The sequence below is a fragment of the Pseudomonas sp. HS6-2 genome (genome assembly GCF_049325675.2).
Taxonomy (GTDB): domain Bacteria; phylum Pseudomonadota; class Gammaproteobacteria; order Pseudomonadales; family Pseudomonadaceae; genus Aquipseudomonas; species Aquipseudomonas putida_N.
Map to the genome: position 1 here is coordinate 3,257,087 of NZ_CM143906.1, position 18,554 is coordinate 3,275,640.

Sequence of the window (18,554 nt, forward strand, 5' to 3'; positions counted from 1 at the left end):
CAACTTCAAGCGGCCCCGTCCCTGCAATGACTCGCAGCAGAGCCGACGAGCGGCCTATAATGCTCGTTCAGCTGCCCGGCGATGCGTCGAAGGGCCAACATTCAGGTCTGCACAAGGCAACTCCATGACGTCGTCCCCTGAGCAACCCGCATCGCCGCAAAACCCAGCGCTGAGCCCGAGCCATCTGGATTTCCCGGTGGTCGGCATCGGCGCCTCGGCCGGCGGGCTGGAGGCCATCCGCACCTTCTTCCAGCAGATGCCTGGTGATTGCGGCATGGCCTTCGTGGTGGTGCTGCACCTGTCGCCCGATCACCAGAGCGTGGCCGACCGGATCATCCAGGAGGCCACCTCGATGCCGGTGCGCCAGGTCACCGAGCCTGTACCGATCGAACGCAACCACGTCTACGTGATCTCCCCGGCCAACCGCCTCTCCACCAATGACGGCTACTTGAGGGTCACCCCGGCCAATCGCCGGCGTGGCGACCACGTGGCCATCGACCTGTTCTTCCGCGACCTCGCCGACGTGCACAAGGACCACGCCTTCTGCGTGGTGCTCTCGGGTACTGGCGCCGATGGCGCGGTGGGCCTGTCGCGGATCAAGGAACAAGGTGGCGTGACTCTGGTGCAGACCCCGGACGACGCGCAGTACGACAGCATGCCACGCGCCGCAATCGAAACCGGCATGGTCGACCTGGTGCTGCCGGCTGCAGAAATGCCGCAAAAGCTCATGGAGCTGTGGCGTACCGCACGCCAGGTGAAGCTGCCGGAAATCGAGGACGATACCCTGCCACCGCCGCTGGGCACCCGGGCCGGCGATGCCCAGGCCGCAGAGCCTTTGCTCGAAGAGATCTTGCTGCAACTGCGCAGCGCCACCGGCCACGACTTCCAGCATTACAAGCGCGCCACCGTACTTCGGCGGATCGAGCGGCGCCTGCACGTGACCGGGCAGACCGACCTGGGCGGTTACCTGCGCCACCTGGAGCAGCACAGCAGCGAAGCCACGGCCTTGCTGGGCGACATGCTGATCGGCGTCACCAACTTCTTCCGCGACCGTGAGGCGTTCGAATCGCTGGAGCGTCATGTACTGCCGCAACTGGTCAGCGAAGGCGAGGACAATCGCGAGATCCGCGTCTGGTCGGCCGGCTGTTCCACGGGCGAAGAGGCCTACAGCCTGGCCATGCTGGTCAGCGAGCAATTGGCGCTGGAACAACGTGCCAGCAAGGTGCAGGTGTTCGCCACCGACCTGGACGAGCGCGCCATCGGCATTGCCCGCACGGGTTCTTATCCAGAAGCAATCGTCACCGACGTGCCGCCCACCCGCCTGCGCCAGTTCTTCATGAAGGAGGATCAGCATTACCGGGTGCGCAAGGAAGTTCGGGAAAAGGTTCTGTTCGCCCGTCACAACCTGCTGTCCGACCCGCCGTTTTCGCAGATCGACCTGATTGTTTGCCGCAACCTGCTGATCTACCTGGACCGCGAGGTGCAGGAGGATATCCTGCGGATGTTCCATTTCGCCCTGCGAAGCGGCGGCTACCTGTTCCTTGGCACCTCGGAATCAGCCGACGTGGCCAATGAGCTGTTCACGCCCGTGGACAAGCGCAACCGGATTTTCCGCGCCCGCGACGTCAGCCCCGCTGGCCGCAGTTCAGGCCCGCAGCTGCCAGCCGCTGGCATGGCCAACCTCGCCCAGGGCACCCAGGCCAAGGCCAAACCAGGTCGCAAGCCGTCCTATGCCGAAGTGCACCACCGCGCCCTGGCCCGGCGTACGCCGCCCAGCCTGATCGTCGACAGCGAAGGCAACATCCTGCACATGAGCGAAGGTTTCGGGCGTTACCTGCAACTGGCCGGCGGCGAGCCGAGCCGCAACCTGCTCAATCTGGTGCTGCCAACCTTGCGCCTGACCTTGCGCAGTACGCTGTTCCAGGCCCGTCAGGGCATCGAGGCCGTGACCTCGCGCCCGGTCGACCTTGGCGAAGGTGAGCACAGGCAGCAAGTGGAAATCACCGTGCAACCCTATAAGGACGAGCTCAGCGACAACGAATGCCTGCTGGTGGTGTTCGAAGAGCGCGCGCCCGACCCGTCGTTGCCTCTGCCCGGTGTCATCCGCCAGACCGACAGCATGGTGCTGCACAACCTGGAACGCGAACTGCAGCGAACGCGCGTGCAACTGCAGGAAACCATCGAGCAATCGGAAATTTCCAGCGAAGAACTGACCGCCTCCAACGAAGAAATGCAGGCGATCAACGAAGAACTGCGTTCGGCCAGCGAAGAGCTGGAAACCAGCAAGGAAGAACTGCAGTCGATCAACGAGGAGCTGCTCACCGTCAACTACGAGCTCAAGAACAAGGTCGAGGAGACCGACAAGGTCAACGACTACCTGAGCAACCTGATCGCCTCGACCGACATCGCCACGGTGTTCGTCGACCGCAACCTGCACATTCGCTGGTTCACCCCGCGCGCCACCGACCTGTTCAATATGCTGCCGCTGGACACCGGCCGATCGCTGCTGGACATCACCCACCACCTCGACTACCCGGCCCTGGCCGATGACGCCCGTGCCGTGGCCAAGGGCGAAACCATCATCGAACGCGAGATAGGCGGCCACGGCGATCACTGGTACCTGGCACGCCTGTTGCCCTACCGCTCCAGCGAGCAGAAGATCGACGGCACGGTGCTGACTTTCATCGACATCAGCAAGAACCACGCCGCCGAAGAGCGCGTGCGCCTGGGTGAAGAGCGGCTGAGCAAGCAGCTGGCAGAATCGCAGAGCTCCAGTCACATGAAGGACGAGTTCTTCGCGGTGATGTCCCATGAGCTGAAGCACCCGCTCAACCTGATTCAGCTCAATGCCGAGATCCTCCGCCGGTTGCCTACGATCAAGGGCATCGGCGCCGCCAGCAAGGCCGTGACGACCATTCGCGAAGCGGTGTCCAGCCAGGCGCGGATCATCGATGACCTGCTGGATGTGGCCCGCATTCGCACCGGCAAGCTCAAGCTCAAGACCGAGCCGGTCGACCTCGGCAGTATTGTCCAGGGCATCCATGCCGTGGTACTGAGCGAGCAGCACCCTTGCCAGGTGCGCCTGGAGTTGCCTGCCGACGACCTGCCATTGATGATCGAGGGCGATGTCACGCGCCTGGAGCAGATCATCTGGAACCTGCTGAACAATGCGCTGAAGTTCAGCCCGCCTGGCAGCGAGATTCGCCTGGTGCTGAGCCACGACGAGGTGCAGGCGCGGCTGCAGGTGATCGACCAGGGCGTGGGGCTGAACCCCGACAGCCTGGAGCACATCTTCGACCTGTTCAGCCAGGCGGCGCCTCAGTTGGCCAACCATGGCCGGGAAGGTCTGGGCATCGGCCTGTCACTGGTGCGCCAGCTCACCGAAGCCCATGGCGGCAGTGTCGAGGCCCGCTCGGCAGGGCTGGGCAAGGGCTGCACCTTCACCGTGCGCCTGCCGCTGTGCGACACCGGTTTGCAACCGCGTGGCGGTGGCCCCGAACCGTTCAGCGAGGGACGGCTGCAAGGCACCACCATCTTGCTGGTCGACGACTCACCCGAAGTCCTCGAGGTCATGCAGGAACTGCTTGAGATGGAGAGCGCCGAAGTCATGGCCTACAGCGACCCGCTGAAGGCCCTGGCGGCCGCTGCCGACGGCCACTATGACGTGATCATCTCAGACATCGGCATGCCGGGCATGGACGGTCACGCGCTGATCAGGGCCCTGCGTGGCCATGCTCATCTGCGCAACATCCCGGCGATCGCCCTGACCGGTTACGGTGCTAGCGCCGACCAGTACAAGTCGCGCCAGTACGGCTTCGATCGACACCTGAGCAAGCCAGTAGGATATGACGAACTGGTCGAGGCGATCGAGGTCCTGAGCGGTTCAGTGCCTTACTGAAAGGCTGGGGCCGCCTTGCGGCCCATCGCTGGCAATTCAGGCGTGCACACTCCACTGGGTGCTTTCGGCTTCGATCGGCAGCTCATCGATGGCATGTATCATCCCGCTTTCCAGCGCCTCGCTGGGGCCGAGGATCCGCGGGTAAGCCATCAGGTAACGCGGAACATCCAGCACTTCGCGGCTGCCTTCAGTACGTTCGGCAACAATTTGCGCATACAGGCGCAAGTCGTAGTCCAGGCTCATGGCATATTCCGCCATGCGCGCATGGTCCACCGAACCGTGCAGCGTCCAGTGGAACGGATGGAACAGGAACTTGCTGTAGCTGCATGCCGTGCGGTGCTCGCCCGCCAGAAACAGGATATTGCCCATGGACTCGACGGTGCCGAGGTTATGGGTGTGCACGCTGATCGGCAGCGCCCTCAGGAAGTTGTACAAGGTGAAACCATAGCTGCAGTCGCCGCCCATGGTGGCGATGTTCAGCTGCAGCACGTCGGCGCCTTGCTGCATGGCGCGCGAGCAGGTGTTGATGAGGTTGCCGCAGGTGGATGAATTGATCGGCCCGGTGAAGTGGATGATATGTCTGGCCATGCTTGCCTCCTGTCTCTGGCAGGTCATTCCTTCGGTTTCTGCCTGTCGTCGCCGCGCTCGGCCATCTGCTGGTACTGCTTGCGCAAGGCATGCAGCTCGGCCGGGTCCATGTCCTCCAGGTCTAGCAGTGCCTTATGCGCCTTTTGAGTGGTGCGCAGCAACTCGTCAATCTTGATATGCAGTTCATCGTTATCGCGGTTCTGGGTGTTCTGGATCAGAAACACCATCAGGAAGGTGATGATGGTGGTCGAGGTGTTGATCACCAGTTGCCAGGTGTCGTTGAAATCGAACAACGGCCCGGTGATGCCCCATACCACAATCAACAGGAAGGCGACGCCGAACGCCATCGGCCGTCCGCTCCAGTTCGCCAGCCACTGACAGAAGCGATCGAATTTCATTCCGACGATCTCCTGCGTTGCATATCCGCTATGCGGTGGAATCGCTGGCGCCGGCAAAGTTCAACTCCGGCTTGCAGCATGGCCTTCGATCAACTGCGCTGAACCCTCACCGCTTTGCCCCGGTCGCAACTTCACAGTGACGTTCTACGGAGCAGGCTATGAGGACAGCAGCATGAGCGATATCCGCATCGGCATTTCCGGATGGCGCTACGGCCCCTGGCGCAAGGACTTCTACCCAAAGGGGCTGCGCCAGGACAGCGAGCTGGCGTTTGCCTCGCGAGCGGTGAACAGCATCGAGATCAATGGCTCGTTCTATAGCCTGCAGACGCCCGAACGCTATGTGAAATGGCGCGACGAAACCCCGGACGACTTCATTTTCGCGGTCAAGGGCCCGCGTTACATCACCCATGTGCGCCGGCTGAAGGAAATCGAAGAGCCAATCGCCAACTTCTTCGCCTCCGGGCCACTGCTGCTCGGCGACAAGCTTGGGCCGTTCCTGTGGCAGTTTCCGCCGAACATGAAGTTCGACGAAGCGCGATTCAGCCACTTTTTCCAGTTGCTGCCCAAGGACCGCAAGGCCGCACGCGCCTGCGCCCAGCGTTGCGCGCAGGCACTCAAGGATAACGGCGGCAGCGCCATCAAAGGCAATGTGCGGCTGCGCCACGCCGTAGAGATCCGCAACGAGAGTTTTCTCTGCCAAGCCTTCGTCAAACTGCTGCGCAAGTACGGTGTGGCCCTGGTCGTGACAGACAGCGCGGGCAAGTGGCCCTATGTCGAGGATGTCACCGCCGATTTTGTCTACATACGCCTGCACGGTGACGTCGAGCTCTATAGCAGCGGCTACACGTCACGTGCCTTGCGCCGCTGGAAGCAGCGTATTCAAGCCTGGGCCGAAGGAGGCCAGGCCGATGACGCGCAGCTGATCGTGACCGGGGCGCCGCCGCGACGGGCGTCACGGGATATCTACTGCTACTTCGACAACGATCAGAAGGTGCATGCCCCCTATGATGCGAGGCGCCTGCTGGAAAAGCTCAAGCTGGATTACCACCTGCTCACCGAACCGGGCGTGACACCGCAGGTGCAGCTATGAACAAGACCTTGCCCGCCCCCCACTGCATCATCGACAAAGTGACGGCGGTGCACCGCCTGAATGTGCTGACGATCAACGTGCACAAGGGCTTCACCCTGTTCAACCGGCGCTTCATTCTGCCCGAACTGCGCGACGCGGTGCGCGCCACCAATGCCGACCTGGTGTTTCTGCAGGAAGTGCACGGCAGCCACCAGCAGCATGCCGTGCGCCACCCTGCGTGGCCTGAGACGCCACAGTACGAGTTCCTTGCCGACAGCATGTGGCCGCAGTTTGCCTATGGCCGCAACGCGGTGTATCCCAACGGTGACCACGGTAATGCCCTGCTGTCGAAATTCCCGATCGTGCAGTACGAGAATCTCGACGTGTCGATCCAGGGCAACGAACAGCGCGGCCTGTTGCATTGCCGCCTGGAGGTGCCAGGCCATGCGCAGGTGCATGCCGTCTGTGTGCACCTGGGGCTGCGCGAGGCGCACCGGCAAAGCCAGGTACAACTGCTGCTGAAGCTACTCGACAGCCTGCCGACGCAGGCTCCGGTGATTATTGCTGGCGACTTCAATGACTGGCGCCTCAAGGCCGATGCGGTGCTCTCCCGGCGCCTGGTCGAAGCCTTCGGCGAGCATTTTGGCAGCCCGGCACGCAGCTTCCCGGCACGCCTGCCACTGCTGCGCCTGGACCGCATCTATTTGCGCAATGCCATGCCGACCAAGGCCCAGGTGCTTTCGATGTATCCCTGGTCGCACCTGTCTGACCATGCGCCACTGGCTGCGGAGATCAACCTGTGAACAGACCTTGGGTAGAGGGCAACAGTGTCCAGCTGCTGATCAATGGCGAGGCCTATTACCCACGGGTATTCGAGGCGATGGCCCGGGCGCGGGAAGAGATTTTGCTGGAAACCTTCATCATCTACGACGACAAGGTCGGCCAGCAGTTGCAGCAGGTGCTGATCGATGCCGCTGGGCGCGGGGTGCGGGTGGAAGTCGCGGTGGACGGCTACGGCACCGCCGACCTGCCCGACAGCTTCGTTGCAGCGCTGACCGATGCCGGAGTCAGCTTTCATGCCTTCGACCCGCAACCCCGGCTGGCCGGTATGCGCACCAACCTGTTCCGCCGCCTGCACCGCAAGATCGTGGTGATCGATGGTGAGCAGGCTTTCATCGGCGGAATCAACTACAGTGCCGACCACCTGGGCGATTTCGGTCCGATGGCCAAGCAGGACTATGCCGTGGAGGTGACCGGCCCGGTGGTCGCGCAGGTGCATGCCGCCAGCCGCAGGCTCATGGCCCCGGTGCTGGAGCCGCCCAGTGAGGTGCGCCCGGTGACACAGCCGACCGGCCACAGCACGGCGGTGCTGGTCGAACGCGACAATCGGCTGCGCAGCACTGACATCGAAGCCCACTACCTGCAGGCCTTGCGTGCGGCGCGGCGGCGGATAGTGGTAGCCAATGCCTACTTCTTCCCCGGTTACCGCCTGCTGCGCGAGCTGCGCAATGCGGCGCGACGCGGCGTCGAGGTCACGCTGATTCTCCAGGGCCAGCCTGACATGCGCTGGGTGCGCGCCCTGTCGCGCCTGCTCTACAACTACCTGCTGCGCGACGGCGTACGCATCCTCGAGTACTGTCAGCGGCCGTTGCACGGCAAGGTGGCGCTGGTTGATGACCAGTGGGCCACGGTCGGTTCCAGCAACCTCGACCCCCTGAGCCTGTCGTTCAACCTGGAAGCCAACCTGTTCATACGTGACCCGGCCTTCAATCAGCACCTGTTCGAGCACCTCCAGCAACTGGCCGTCGAACAGTGCAAACCGGTGACGCTGGAACGGATGGTTCGCGGCTACTGGTGGCGAGCACCGCTGATTTTCGTCTGCTTCCACGTCATCCGGCATTTCCCACGGATCGCCGGCTGGTTTCCCGCCCACCGCCAGCGCCTGCGTTCGGTGCAGCCGGAGGTCGAGGCCCAAGGTGATCTGCATGAGGGCAATACCTGATGGCACAGAAAGTTTGGCAAATCTGGGGCAAGCGGTTGTTCACCGTGGCGTTTCTGATTCTCATCCCGGCATTGCTTTATGTACTGGCCCGCAACCTGGACTGGAACGAAGTGCGCCAGTCGCTGCTGGCCTACAAGCCGGGCACGTTGGCCATCGGCCTGGTGCTGGCGCTGTGCAGCTACCTGATCTTCGCCGGCTACGACCTGCTGGCCCGCGCTTATACCGGGCACCGCCTGCCGGCCCGGCAGGTGCTGCCGGTGGCGTTCGTGTGCTACGCCTTCAACCTCAACTTCACCACCTGGGTGGGTGGCGTTGCCTTGCGCTATCGCCTGTACAGTCGTTTGGGCCTGGACACACCGACCATTACCCGCATCCTTACCCTTGGCCTGCTGACCAACTGGATGGGTTACATGCTGCTGGCCGGCAGCGTGTTTGCCCTGGGGCTGGTCGAGTTGCCGGCGAACTGGGCGGTCGGCGCTGGTGGACTGCGCTTGATCGGTGTGCTTTTGCTGGTCATCGCCATCGGCTACCTGCTGGCTTGCGGCTTGGCGAAAAAGCGGACCTGGCGCTGGCGTGAACACGAAGTTACCCTGCCCTCGCTGCGCCTGGCGCTGTGCCAGGTGGCGCTGGGTGCCTGCAACTGGGCCATGATGGCCTTGCTGATCTTCTGGCTGTTGCCTGGCGAAGCGTTCTACCCCTCGATCCTCGGCATCCTGCTGATCAGCTGTGTCGCGGGGGTGGTCGCCCATATACCTGCCGGCCTTGGCGTGCTCGAGACGGTATTCCTCTCCCTGCTCCACGGGCAGATCGGCCAAGGCCCCCTGGTGGCGGCACTGCTAGGTTACCGGACGTTGTATTACCTGATTCCGCTGCTGGTCGCCCTATTCACCTACCTGATCCTGGAAAAGCGCGCCAAGGCCATGCGCCAGCGCGACACACCGGCCTGATGGCCCGCGAGGTAACATGCGCATTCACCTGATGATATTGCTCGCCAGCCTGGCCAGCGGCGAAGTGCTGGCCGAAGCCTGCGATGTGCAGACGCGTTCCTCCAGCGAAGCGGTAAAGCCGGTCGAGGGTCATACCTGCTACAGCTTCAGCAACATGCCCGCTGAAGCGATCAGCTGGTCTTGCAGCAACGAGAGCAAGGACATGCTCAGCACCGAAAAACACAAGGTGGCGCGCTGCGCCGATGGCAGTGTGGGCAGCTGCATCGCACCGCTGACCCAGGAAACCCTGGCCAATCCCAAGGCCGGCGGGCGGGACCAGCCTTCGACGAAGCCGGCCCTGCCCAAGGATGCCAGGGTCATCACTTACTACTACGACACGCCTAGCCTCGGCCAGGCTCGCGCAGACTGCGAGCGCAACGAGGGCATCTGGCAGACCCATTGATCCAGAAGATGCGCATCAGGGCGAGATAGGGTCACTGGCCGGGAAGGTCTCTTCCAGCGCATTGTCCACGCTGCTTTCCTTGGGCTGCACGGTTTCGCCACACTTGCAGTCGGCCATGCGGCAAGGTTCGCCATTGCGGTGCCCGCTGGCGCAGGCCTCGCAGCAGTAGGCCTGGCCACCCTGCTGCACGGCGTTGGCATCGACGGTACAGCTGCAGTGGTTACAGGCACAACGTTGCTCGTTCATGGTGTGTTCCCCTCGTCGTCTTCGATCACATCATCTGTCCACGGCTCGCCGTCCAGTGGTGCAGAGCGCGCAAGCTCGGCTTCGTCCAGGCCGAGGCCGCCGCCGATCTCGTCGGCATCCACGTGGCGCAGGGCCTGGTCTGCCGGCCCTCCGCCACCAGGTTCATACGGGTCGCGGGCGCCGGTTTCATCCAGCAGCGTATCGGGGCTGAGGTCGTCGTAGGTCACATTGTCTTCATGCAGGCTGTCGCTCAGGGCTTCGCCGCCGGTCATGCCGCTTTCGGCAACGCGCCGCGCCGGGAACTCCTGGGCCACCTCGGCGGCTGGCCGCTCATCACCGGCCCGGCCTTCGTGCTCATCATTCCGTTCGCTGAAGTCCAGTTCACGGATGCTGCCCATGCGGTCTTCGGTGTCATCGATTTCGGTGGGTGTGTACGGCTTCGGGTCATCGGATCGGTTCATCGGGGTTCTCCATCAGTGCGGTACACACGGTGGACTCCGCCAAGCTGTGGATGATTCAGAGTTTTTTTGAACTAGCACGCAGGTGGCCACCTCCCAATCTACAGACAGGGAATCACCCCCGGAGCCCGCCATGGCCAAGCCCCTTGCAGAGTACGAACGCAAGCGCGATTTCACCGCCACGCCCGAGCCCAGCGGCAAACGTGGCCGGGGCAAGCACGCTCACGCCCTGCAGTTTTGCATCCAGAAGCACGACGCCAGCCACCTGCACTACGACTTTCGACTGGAACTAGACGGCACGCTGAAGAGCTGGGCCATTCCCAAAGGCCCATCACTGGACCCGAAAGTGCGGCGCCTGGCGGTGCATGTCGAAGACCACCCGTTGGACTACGCAGATTTCGAAGGGCATATCCCCGAGGGCCATTACGGGGCCGGCGACGTGATCGTCTGGGACCGGGGTATCTGGGAGCCCGAAGGCGATGCCCGCCAAGCCTATGCCAAGGGCAAGCTGCGCTTTCGTTTGCAGGGCGAAAAGCTCAACGGTGTGTGGAACCTGTTCCGCACCCACCTGGCCGGCAAGAAAGAGCAATGGATGCTGGTAAAGTCGCACGACGAACAAGCGCGTAGCGAAGACGAATACAGCATCGTCGAGGCCCAGCCGCACAGTGTGCTCAGTGACCGCACCCTGCTGCCCCGGCGTACGGCCAAAACCAAGTCCTCGGCAACCCGGACCAACCGTAAGCGAACCGGCAGCGCGGTCAAGGCTGCACTGCCCGGGCACTTGCAACCGCAGCTCGCCACCTTGGTCGATTCGCCGCCCGACGGCGACTGGCGTTACGAGGTGAAATTTGACGGCTATCGCATGCTCGCCCGAATTGACGGCGACGACATCCGCCTGTTCACCCGTAATGGCCATGACTGGAGCACCAGGATGCCAGGCCAGGTTGCCGCGCTGCGGGCGCTTGGCGTCGATTCGGCGTGGCTCGATGGCGAGATGGTAGTCAACGACGAGCACGGCAAGGCCGACTTCCAGGCCCTGCAGAATGCCTTCGACACCGATCACGACGAACAGATCAGCTACTACCTCTTTGACCTGCCATACCTGGGCGGCCGCGACCTGCGCCAACTGCCGCTGCAGCAACGTCGCGAAGCCTTGCGTCAGCTGCTCGAACACAACCAGTCGGACAGGCTCAGGTATTCCGAAGACTTCGACCAGCCTGTCGACTCGCTGCTGGACAGCGCCTGCCGCCTTGAGCTCGAAGGCCTGATTGGCAAGCGCGCAGACAGCCCCTATGTCGGCCGGCGCAGCGCAGACTGGGTCAAGCTCAAGTGCAAGCAACGCCAGGAGTTCGTGATCGTCGGCTTCACCGACCCCAGAGGCAGCCGCAGCGGCTTTGGGGCCCTGCTGGTGGCCCTGCACGACAACGACAGCGGCGAACTGCGTTACGCCGGCAAGGTTGGCACCGGCTTCAGCGCCACCACGCTGGACAGCATCCATGCTCGCCTCAAACCACTGGAAATCGCCAGGCCCGCTCTGCCCAGGCCGCCGACCGGCGTTGAAGCACGTGGCGTGCACTGGCTCAAACCGCAGCTGCTGGCCGAGGTTGCCTATGCCCAGATGACCCGCGACGGCGTGGTGCGCCACGCGGTGTTCCATGGGCTGCGCGATGACAAGCCTGCCAGCGCCATCGACCTGGAGCGCGCCATGCCCGGCAAGACCCTGCCCAAACGCCAGCAAGCCGACCTTTCGGACGACCTCGGCGAGCTGCGCCTGACCCATCCCGACCGGGTGATCGACGCTACCATTGGTGCGACCAAGCGGCAGATTGCCGAGTACTACGCCGAAGTCAGCCAGTGGCTATTGCCACAACTCAAGGATCGCCCCGTGGCGCTGGTGCGGGCCCCGGACGGCCTGGCTGGGGAGCTGTTCTTCCAGAAGAACGCCGGCCAGTTGCACATCCCCCATGTGCTCACCTACGACAAGGCCGAAGCCGGTCAGGCGGCCATGGTCATCAACCGCGCCGATACCCTGCTGGGCGCGGTGCAGATGAACATGCTCGAACTGCACACCTGGAACGCCACCGACAAGGATTTCGACAAGCCCGACCGCTTCGTGCTTGACCTCGACCCGGACCCGGCGCTGCCGTGGAAAGCCATGCTCGAGGCCACGCAACTGGCCCTAACCCTGCTCGACGAACTGGGCCTGAAGGTGTTCCTCAAGACCAGCGGCGGCAAGGGCATGCACCTTGTGGTCCCGCTCACCCGCCGTGCCGGTTGGGACGAGGTGAAGGATTTCAGCCACGCCATCGTCGACTACCTCGCCAAGCTTTTTCCAGATCGGCTGAGCGCTGTTTCAGGGCCGAAGAACCGAGTGGGCAAGATCTTCATCGACTATCTGCGCAACGGCAAGGGCGCCACCACGGTGTGCGCGTATTCCCTGCGAGCCCGAGAAGGCCTGCCGGTATCGGTGCCGATCTGGCGCGAGGAACTGGCCCAGCTCAAGGGCGCCAACCAGTGGCATATCGGCAACCTGCGCGAGCGCCTCGCCGAAATCGACGACCCGTGGGCCGACATGGCCAAGACCCGCCAATCGATCACCGCGCGCATGCGCAAGCAAATGGGGGTGGCATGAGCATTGTCCAGGATTTCGACCTCACCAACCTCGACCGGCTGTTGCGCAACTTTGGCGAACGGCCGCAGCCGCTGAACCTCGACACCCAGCTGCCGCAACTGATCCAGGCCCTGCAGGCCGACCACCTGGACCTGCTGCCCCTGCCCGGGCAAGGCAACACCTTGCGGCGCTGGCAGACCCTGGCGCGAGTGGCCGGTTGCGACCTGGCATTGGCCAAGCTTTACGAGGGCCATACCGATGCCTTGGCCATCCTCGCGGAATGTGGCGCAGCGCACCACGTCGATGAAGGCATCTGGGGCGTCTGGGCCGCCGAGCCGCCAGATGCCCGCGCACGCATCGTCGCCCGTGACGGCGACCAGGTGCGCCTGGCCGGGCGCAAGGCCTGGTGCTCCGGCGCACTGCAAATCGACCGGGCGCTGATTACCGCCTGGGCCGAAGACGACCAGCCACAGCTGGTGGCGATCGAACTGGCGCACCCAAGCCAGGGCTTGAGCATCGATCGCTGGCAGGCCGTGGGCATGGCCAACACGGCGAGCGTCGAGGTGACGTTCGACAACACCCCCGGCACCGCCATCGGCCGGCCCGGGCAGTATCTGTCGCGCCCGGGCTTCTGGCACGGCGGTGCCGGCATTGCCGCCTGCTGGTACGGCGCCGCCGAAGCCTTGGCAGATTATCTGCGGGCGCATTGCCACAACCCCCACCGCGACGCCCATGCCGATGCCCACCTGGGCGCCGTCGATGCCGCCTTGTTCGGCGCCCGCGCAGCGCTAAGGGAATGCGCAGCGTGGATCGACCGCCACCCCGATACCGACGCCAGCTACGAAGTGCGCCGCACCCGCGCCCAGGTCGAGCACGCCGTCGAGCAGGTCATTGGCCACGTCGGCCGTGCACTGGGGGCGACGCCGTTCTGCTGTAACAGCCACTTTGCCCGTCTCAGCGCCGACCTGCCGGTGTTCATTCGCCAGAGCCATGCTGAACGCGACCTGGCGGCATTGGGTGCGCAAGTGACACAAGTACCAGCCGGAGCGTGGAAGCTATGAACACCAACCTGATCCAGTCCAGCGACGGTACACCCTGGGCCGAGTGGCAGCAGGCCGCCCACCTGGCGCGTGCCACCTGGATAACGCCACAGCAATTGTGCCCGCCCGGGCGCCGCCTGGTGCTGATTGCACCGCACCCGGACGACGAAGTGCTGATGGCCGGCGGCTTGCTGACGCATTTTCACGGTCGCGAAAACGAACTGCTGCTGATTTCCGCCACCGACGGTGAGGCTAGCCACTGTGGCTCTGAACACTGGACCGAGCATCGCCTGCGCAGGCAGCGCCCGCTTGAGAGCCGGCAGGCCTTGCAGCAGCTCGATCTGGACCTCAACCGCCTGGACTGGCGCCGACTGAACCTCAAGGACGGCGCCTTGCCTCGCGAAGAGGCCTTTCTGGTCAACCACCTGACCCAGGTGCTGCGGCCCGATGACGTGCTGATGGCGACCTGGCGCCACGATGGGCATGGCGATCACGAGGCGGTCGGCAGAGCCGCGGCGCAGGCTGCGCAAGCGCGCAAGGCGCAATTGATCGAAGTGCCGGTGTGGGCCTGGTACTGGGCACAGCCGGACGACCCGCGCCTGCCCTGGCCACGGGCCCACCGCATTGAGCTGGACGACACCGCCCTGGCGCGCAAACGCAAGGCCCTGGCCGCCCATGTCAGCCAGCTGGAGCCGGACGGCCCGCGCCCACCCGTGCTGCCGGCCCGGCTGCTGGATTGTCTGTTGCAACCGTTCGAACTGGTGTTTCTTTAAACGGAGTGGTCATGAGCCTCGATGCGCAATATTTCGCCGACCTGTATGCCCGCAACGAAGACCCGTGGGCGTTCCGCACCCGCTGGTATGAAAAACGCAAACGCGAGCTGGTCGCGGCCAGCCTGCCGCGCCAGTGCTACCAGCGGATCTTCGAGCCGGCCTGTGCCAATGGTGAACTGAGCGTGCTGCTGGCCGAGCGCTGCGCCGACCTGCTCTGCCAGGACCTCGACCCAACGGCGGTGGGCCTGGCCCGTGAACGCCTGGTCGATGTGCCGAATGCTTCGATCGAGCAGGCCAGGCTGCCCGGTGACTGGCCTGGGGGGCACTTCGACCTGATCGTCCTCAGTGAGATCGGTTACTACCTCGACCCAACCGATTGGCTGCAGGTCATCGAGCAGTCGGTCGCCAGCCTGACGTACGACGGAGGCCTGCTTGCCTGCCACTGGAAACATCCGATCGCGGGCTGCCCGCAGGATGGCCGTGAGGTACACCAGTTGCTGGCCAGGCACCTGCCGCTGTTCGCCGTCTACCGGCACGAGGAAGCCGACTTCCTGCTGGAGTACTGGTCGTGCCAGCCCAGCCTGGTCGACCTGGACGAGACTTGCCCATGATTGGCGTGGTGATTCCTGCACACAACGAAGCCAGGCGCCTGGGGCGCTGCCTGAAGGCCATGGCTGCCGCCGTGGCCAGTGCTGAACGGGCAGGCCATCGAGTGCGCGTGCTGGTGGTACTTGATCGCTGTGTCGATGGCAGCGCCCAGGTAGCCGCCCGGCATGCTGTCGATGTACTTGCGGTCGAGGCCGGCAACGTCGGCATGGCACGCCGCCTGGGAGCCGAATGGATGCTTCAGCGCGGCGCCAGCTGGCTGGCCTGCACCGATGCCGATAGCCAGGTGCCTGCGCACTGGTTGCTATCGCAGCTGGCCTGCACGGCCGAGGTGGTGTGCGGCACGGTGCATATTGCCCATTGGCAGCCTTGGCAACGGGCAGCGCTGCGCAAGCTCTACCTCAGCCGCTATGAAGCGCGGGAGGGCCATCGGCATGTCCATGGGGCCAACCTTGGCGTGTGTGCCCGGGCCTATGAGCGGGTGGGCGGGTTTCAGCCGCTGGCGGCCCATGAAGATGTGCAACTGGTGCGTGACCTTGAGGCCGATGGTGCGCAGATCGTGTGGACGGCCAGGCACAGTGTGGCGACCAGCAGCCGCATCGACAGCCGGGCTCGGGAAGGGTTTGGGGATTATCTGGCGAGTCTGTAGTGACCTGTTCCGGCCTCTTCGCGGGTACCACACATGCCTCAAGGGCGATGATATACCTGTGCGAGCGGGTTCACCCGCGAAGAGACCGGACCAGGGTTCAGGAGGCCTTGCGGCTACGCTTGGCCGGTTTTTTCGCGGCGGCGGGCTTCTTGCCACCGAGGCTGCGCTTGAGCAGTTCGGTAAGGTCGATAATATCGGCGCTCTTCTCGCTGCCAGCTGCCTCGCCCTTGTCCACCACGCTGATCTTGCCTTTGCTGGCCTTTTCCTCAACCAGGTCCATGATGGTCTGGCGGAACGCGTCGTGGTACTCATCCGGCGCCCACGGCCCGCTCATGTCTTCGACCAGCCGCTTGGCCATCTCCAGCTCGCGCTTGTCGGGCTTGCTGTCGGTCACGCTGTTGTCCAGCTCCAGCGTTTCCAGGCCCCGCACTTCTTCCGGCCAGCGCAGGGTGATCATCACCAGCGCTGATTCCAGCGGGCGCAGCAGCGCCAGATGCTGGCGGGTATGCAGTACCACGGTGGCCAGCGCCACCTTGCCGGTCGCCTCCAGGGTTTCGCGCAGCAAGGCATAAACCTTGCCACCGCGCTTGTCGGGGCTCAGATAATAGGGGGTATCGAACTGCTGCAGGGGGATGTCCTGCGCTTCGACGAACGAGAAGATATCGATGGTCTGGGTGGCTTCGGGGCGGGCCTTGCGGATCTCCTCCTCGCTGATCACCACGTAGCGGCCCTTCTCGTACTCCACACCCTTGACGATGTTGTCCTTGTCGATGTCCTTGCCGGTAACCTTGTTCACCCGCTTGTAGCCCACCGGCTCCATGCTGCGCTTGTCGAGCCAGTCGAAATCGACCCGCTCGGTGCGCACCGCGGTATTGAGCGACACCGGGATATGGACCAGACCGAAACTGATCGCGCCTTTCCAGATAGCCCTGGCCATTGCCTGCACCTCCCAGGCCCGACGATGGGCCTCCTACCAGAAGTGACTGCGTGGCGCCGCGAAGGTTTACTCGATTCGCCCTGCGGGTGGGTCAGCCCACCTGGGTGAACAGCACCCGCTTGAACGCCTCGGCCGCCAGGTGCACCTGCACTGCCCAGTCCCCCGCCGCATCGCTGCCAGCATCATCGGAGATGTACTTCAGGCACACGAACGGAATGCCCTCTTCGCGGGCAATCAGCGCAAACACGTAGGCCTCCATGTCGACCACATCGTAAGGGGCATCGCCATGGTTGACCTCGAAGCTGTCACCGCTGCCGCAGGTTTCCACAGGCAAGCCGGGGATCGCCTGGCCATGCTCCAGCAGGACCGGAATGTTCGACAGCGGCGTTTCATAGCGGGCGAAGCCCAGCGGGGTCACGTCCATGTCGCGCTGCACGAAGCGCGTGCAGCACACCACCTCGCCCTTGCCGTGGCGCTGGCTGCCGGCCGAGCCGAGGTTGACGATCAGCTTGGGGCGCTGCTGCTGTATGGCCCGGGTCAGGGCGATGGCGGCGTTGACCTTGCCGATACCCGTGAACACGGTCCTCACCTCGCTGAAGACCTCGCCGGCTTCTGCCTCCAGGGCGAAGACGAACAAGGTATCGGCGAGGGAAATGTCGGGGAATTGCTTGATCAGCATCATGGCGCAGGGGGTCCGAATGGCTTGGGCGCCGCCATTGTCGGCCATCGCTACCTGATTGCAAGCCCTGCCGACGACTGCGCCGTTACGGGCTCGCCACGGCCTTGGGCCAGCACCTGCGCAGCCACCGCCTGCAACGCGAGGGCAGCGGTTGCGCCATCGGCAAGTGCCCGTGCCCGCACCTGGCGCTGGTGGTCGGCACTGGTGCCAGCTTGCAGGATGAGCTGCGCCTGCTGGCAGGCCCGTTCAGCGTCCACCGTGTCGACGGCATGACGCGCCTGCAGCTGGCTCAGCCAGCCCTGTGCGGTGACCGGTTGCTGGTCAGGCAGCCCGATGAACTCGGCAAAACGACCATGGCGCATGGCTCGCCAGTAGTTTTCCTGGGTAATCCAGCGCAGTTCACGGCCAAGCGGCATGGGGTCGTATCGGGGCTGCAGGTTGTGTTCCACCAAATGGCGGAACAAACCGGCCACGCACAGTGCATCTTCCAGATCAGGGCAGGCGTCGCAGATGCGCAATTCCACGGTGGGGAAGCGCCGCGACGGCCTGATTGCCCACCAGAAATCGCCGTCCTTTGCCAGCGCCCCGGTAGGTTGCAGCAACGCCCGGTAACGCTCGTAGGCAGCCCAGTCCGGCAATGCCTCCGGCAGCCCCATATGCGGCCACTCACCACAGATCACCCGCCGGTAGCTCATGTAGCCGGTATCCTCCCCGCCCCAGAAGGGCGACGAAGTGCTCAGTACCAACAGCAGGGGTAACCAGTACAACAGGCGGTTGATCAGTTGCATGCGATCACAGCCAGGCGGCACGCCGACGTGGACGTGCAGGCCATTGAGCAGGCTGCGCCTGGCAACCAGCTGGTAGTCGTCGAAGACCTGGCGATAGTGCGGCGAAGGCCTGGCCTTCTGGCGCAGCCACGGCGCATTGGGGTGACTGGACGCACAGTAGAGGCCAACGCCCTCCTCGGCCAGACTCGCATTGAGGCGATGGCGGTATTCTTGAAAGAATTCGCAAGCCTCGTGCAGGTTACCGAATATCGGCGAGGCAATTTCGATCTGGCTGCGAAACATCTCTTCGACAAAATACTGGCCCGCTGCATCACGGCAGCGTCGGGCCACTGCGGGCGAAGGTGAGGTCAACAGCCGACCACTGGCCAGAACCGCCAGCAGGTACTCTTCTTCGATGCCAAACGTACAGGGGCGGTACATGCG

At 64.0% G+C, this 18,554-nt stretch carries 18 protein-coding genes; 11 read left to right on the forward strand and 7 right to left on the reverse strand.

Annotation, left to right across the window (positions count from 1 at the left end):
* Positions 1–124 precede the first annotated feature (124 nt).
* Complete coding sequence (locus ACOKS3_RS15095; protein WP_422764284.1) at positions 125–3,898, forward strand: CheR family methyltransferase; 3,774 nt, start codon at positions 125–127, stop codon at positions 3,896–3,898.
* 36 nt (positions 3,899–3,934) lie between these two features.
* On the opposite strand, the gene ACOKS3_RS15100 is transcribed toward ACOKS3_RS15095, so the two are convergent.
* Both ACOKS3_RS15100 and ACOKS3_RS15105 read right to left on the reverse strand, forming a co-directional pair.
* A complete protein-coding gene (locus ACOKS3_RS15100) occupies positions 3,935–4,486 on the reverse strand; it encodes an ATP-dependent Clp protease proteolytic subunit (RefSeq protein ID WP_422764283.1) in 552 nt (183 codons plus the stop codon).
* A 23-nt stretch (positions 4,487–4,509) separates the two neighbouring features.
* Positions 4,510–4,884 carry a low affinity iron permease family protein gene (locus ACOKS3_RS15105; RefSeq protein WP_103447406.1) on the reverse strand — a complete coding sequence of 125 codons (375 nt, stop codon included), beginning with the start codon at positions 4,882–4,884 and terminating at the stop codon, positions 4,510–4,512.
* A gap of 172 nt (positions 4,885–5,056) precedes the next feature.
* Between ACOKS3_RS15105 and ACOKS3_RS15110 the strand changes: the two genes are divergently transcribed.
* From ACOKS3_RS15110 to ACOKS3_RS15130, 5 genes are read left to right on the forward strand one after another with little or no spacing between them, the layout of a single operon-like run.
* Complete coding sequence (locus ACOKS3_RS15110) at positions 5,057–5,974, forward strand: DUF72 domain-containing protein (protein ID WP_103447407.1); 918 nt, start codon at positions 5,057–5,059, stop codon at positions 5,972–5,974.
* Complete coding sequence (locus tag ACOKS3_RS15115; RefSeq protein ID WP_103447408.1) at positions 5,971–6,756, forward strand: endonuclease/exonuclease/phosphatase family protein; 786 nt, start codon at positions 5,971–5,973, stop codon at positions 6,754–6,756. Before ACOKS3_RS15110 ends, ACOKS3_RS15115 begins: the two co-directional genes overlap by 4 nt.
* Positions 6,753–7,955, forward strand: coding sequence for a cardiolipin synthase ClsB (gene clsB / locus ACOKS3_RS15120; protein WP_422764282.1), 1,203 nt, complete (start codon positions 6,753–6,755; stop codon positions 7,953–7,955). Before ACOKS3_RS15115 ends, clsB begins: the two co-directional genes overlap by 4 nt.
* Complete coding sequence (locus tag ACOKS3_RS15125) at positions 7,955–8,902, forward strand: lysylphosphatidylglycerol synthase domain-containing protein (RefSeq protein WP_422764281.1); 948 nt, start codon at positions 7,955–7,957, stop codon at positions 8,900–8,902. Before clsB ends, ACOKS3_RS15125 begins: the two co-directional genes overlap by 1 nt.
* A gap of 16 nt (positions 8,903–8,918) precedes the next feature.
* A complete protein-coding gene (locus tag ACOKS3_RS15130) occupies positions 8,919–9,344 on the forward strand; it encodes a hypothetical protein (protein WP_103447411.1) in 426 nt (141 codons plus the stop codon).
* Between the two features lie 15 nt (positions 9,345–9,359).
* Here the strand turns inward: ACOKS3_RS15130 and ACOKS3_RS15135 are convergent, their stop codons facing one another.
* Both ACOKS3_RS15135 and ACOKS3_RS15140 read right to left on the reverse strand, forming a co-directional pair.
* The gene (locus tag ACOKS3_RS15135) at positions 9,360–9,590 is read right to left on the reverse strand and encodes a metallothionein (protein ID WP_103447412.1); all 231 of its coding nucleotides are present in this window, start codon (positions 9,588–9,590) and stop codon (positions 9,360–9,362) included.
* The gene (locus ACOKS3_RS15140; protein WP_422764280.1) at positions 9,587–10,051 is read right to left on the reverse strand and encodes a phosphotransferase system, HPr-related protein; all 465 of its coding nucleotides are present in this window, start codon (positions 10,049–10,051) and stop codon (positions 9,587–9,589) included. The genes ACOKS3_RS15135 and ACOKS3_RS15140 overlap by 4 nt, the downstream gene beginning before the upstream one ends.
* 130 nt (positions 10,052–10,181) lie before the next feature.
* Between ACOKS3_RS15140 and ligD the strand changes: the two genes are divergently transcribed.
* Genes ligD through ACOKS3_RS15165 form a run of 5 tightly spaced genes read left to right on the forward strand, consistent with a single transcriptional unit; the run spans position 10,182 to position 15,727 of the window.
* Entirely contained in the window at positions 10,182–12,680 is a 2,499-nt protein-coding gene (gene ligD / locus ACOKS3_RS15145) for a DNA ligase D (RefSeq protein WP_422764279.1), read from the forward strand.
* Positions 12,677–13,720: an acyl-CoA dehydrogenase family protein gene (locus ACOKS3_RS15150; protein ID WP_103447415.1), complete on the forward strand. Its 1,044-nt coding sequence runs from the start codon at positions 12,677–12,679 to the stop codon at positions 13,718–13,720. The genes ligD and ACOKS3_RS15150 overlap by 4 nt, the downstream gene beginning before the upstream one ends.
* Entirely contained in the window at positions 13,717–14,472 is a 756-nt protein-coding gene (locus ACOKS3_RS15155) for a PIG-L deacetylase family protein (RefSeq protein WP_103447416.1), read from the forward strand. Before ACOKS3_RS15150 ends, ACOKS3_RS15155 begins: the two co-directional genes overlap by 4 nt.
* 11 nt (positions 14,473–14,483) lie before the next feature.
* Entirely contained in the window at positions 14,484–15,083 is a 600-nt protein-coding gene (locus tag ACOKS3_RS15160) for a class I SAM-dependent methyltransferase (RefSeq protein ID WP_103447417.1), read from the forward strand.
* Positions 15,080–15,727 carry a glycosyltransferase family 2 protein gene (locus tag ACOKS3_RS15165; protein ID WP_103447418.1) on the forward strand — a complete coding sequence of 216 codons (648 nt, stop codon included), beginning with the start codon at positions 15,080–15,082 and terminating at the stop codon, positions 15,725–15,727. Before ACOKS3_RS15160 ends, ACOKS3_RS15165 begins: the two co-directional genes overlap by 4 nt.
* 97 nt (positions 15,728–15,824) lie before the next feature.
* Here the strand turns inward: ACOKS3_RS15165 and ku are convergent, their stop codons facing one another.
* The 3 genes from ku to ACOKS3_RS15180 form a co-directional block, all read right to left on the reverse strand.
* Complete coding sequence (ku, locus tag ACOKS3_RS15170) at positions 15,825–16,664, reverse strand: non-homologous end joining protein Ku (RefSeq protein WP_422764278.1); 840 nt, start codon at positions 16,662–16,664, stop codon at positions 15,825–15,827.
* A gap of 91 nt (positions 16,665–16,755) precedes the next feature.
* Positions 16,756–17,346 carry a 5'-methylthioadenosine/S-adenosylhomocysteine nucleosidase family protein gene (locus tag ACOKS3_RS15175; protein WP_422764277.1) on the reverse strand — a complete coding sequence of 197 codons (591 nt, stop codon included), beginning with the start codon at positions 17,344–17,346 and terminating at the stop codon, positions 16,756–16,758.
* A gap of 47 nt (positions 17,347–17,393) precedes the next feature.
* Complete coding sequence (locus ACOKS3_RS15180; protein ID WP_422764276.1) at positions 17,394–18,551, reverse strand: carboxylate-amine ligase; 1,158 nt, start codon at positions 18,549–18,551, stop codon at positions 17,394–17,396.
* Positions 18,552–18,554: the final 3 nt, after the last annotated feature.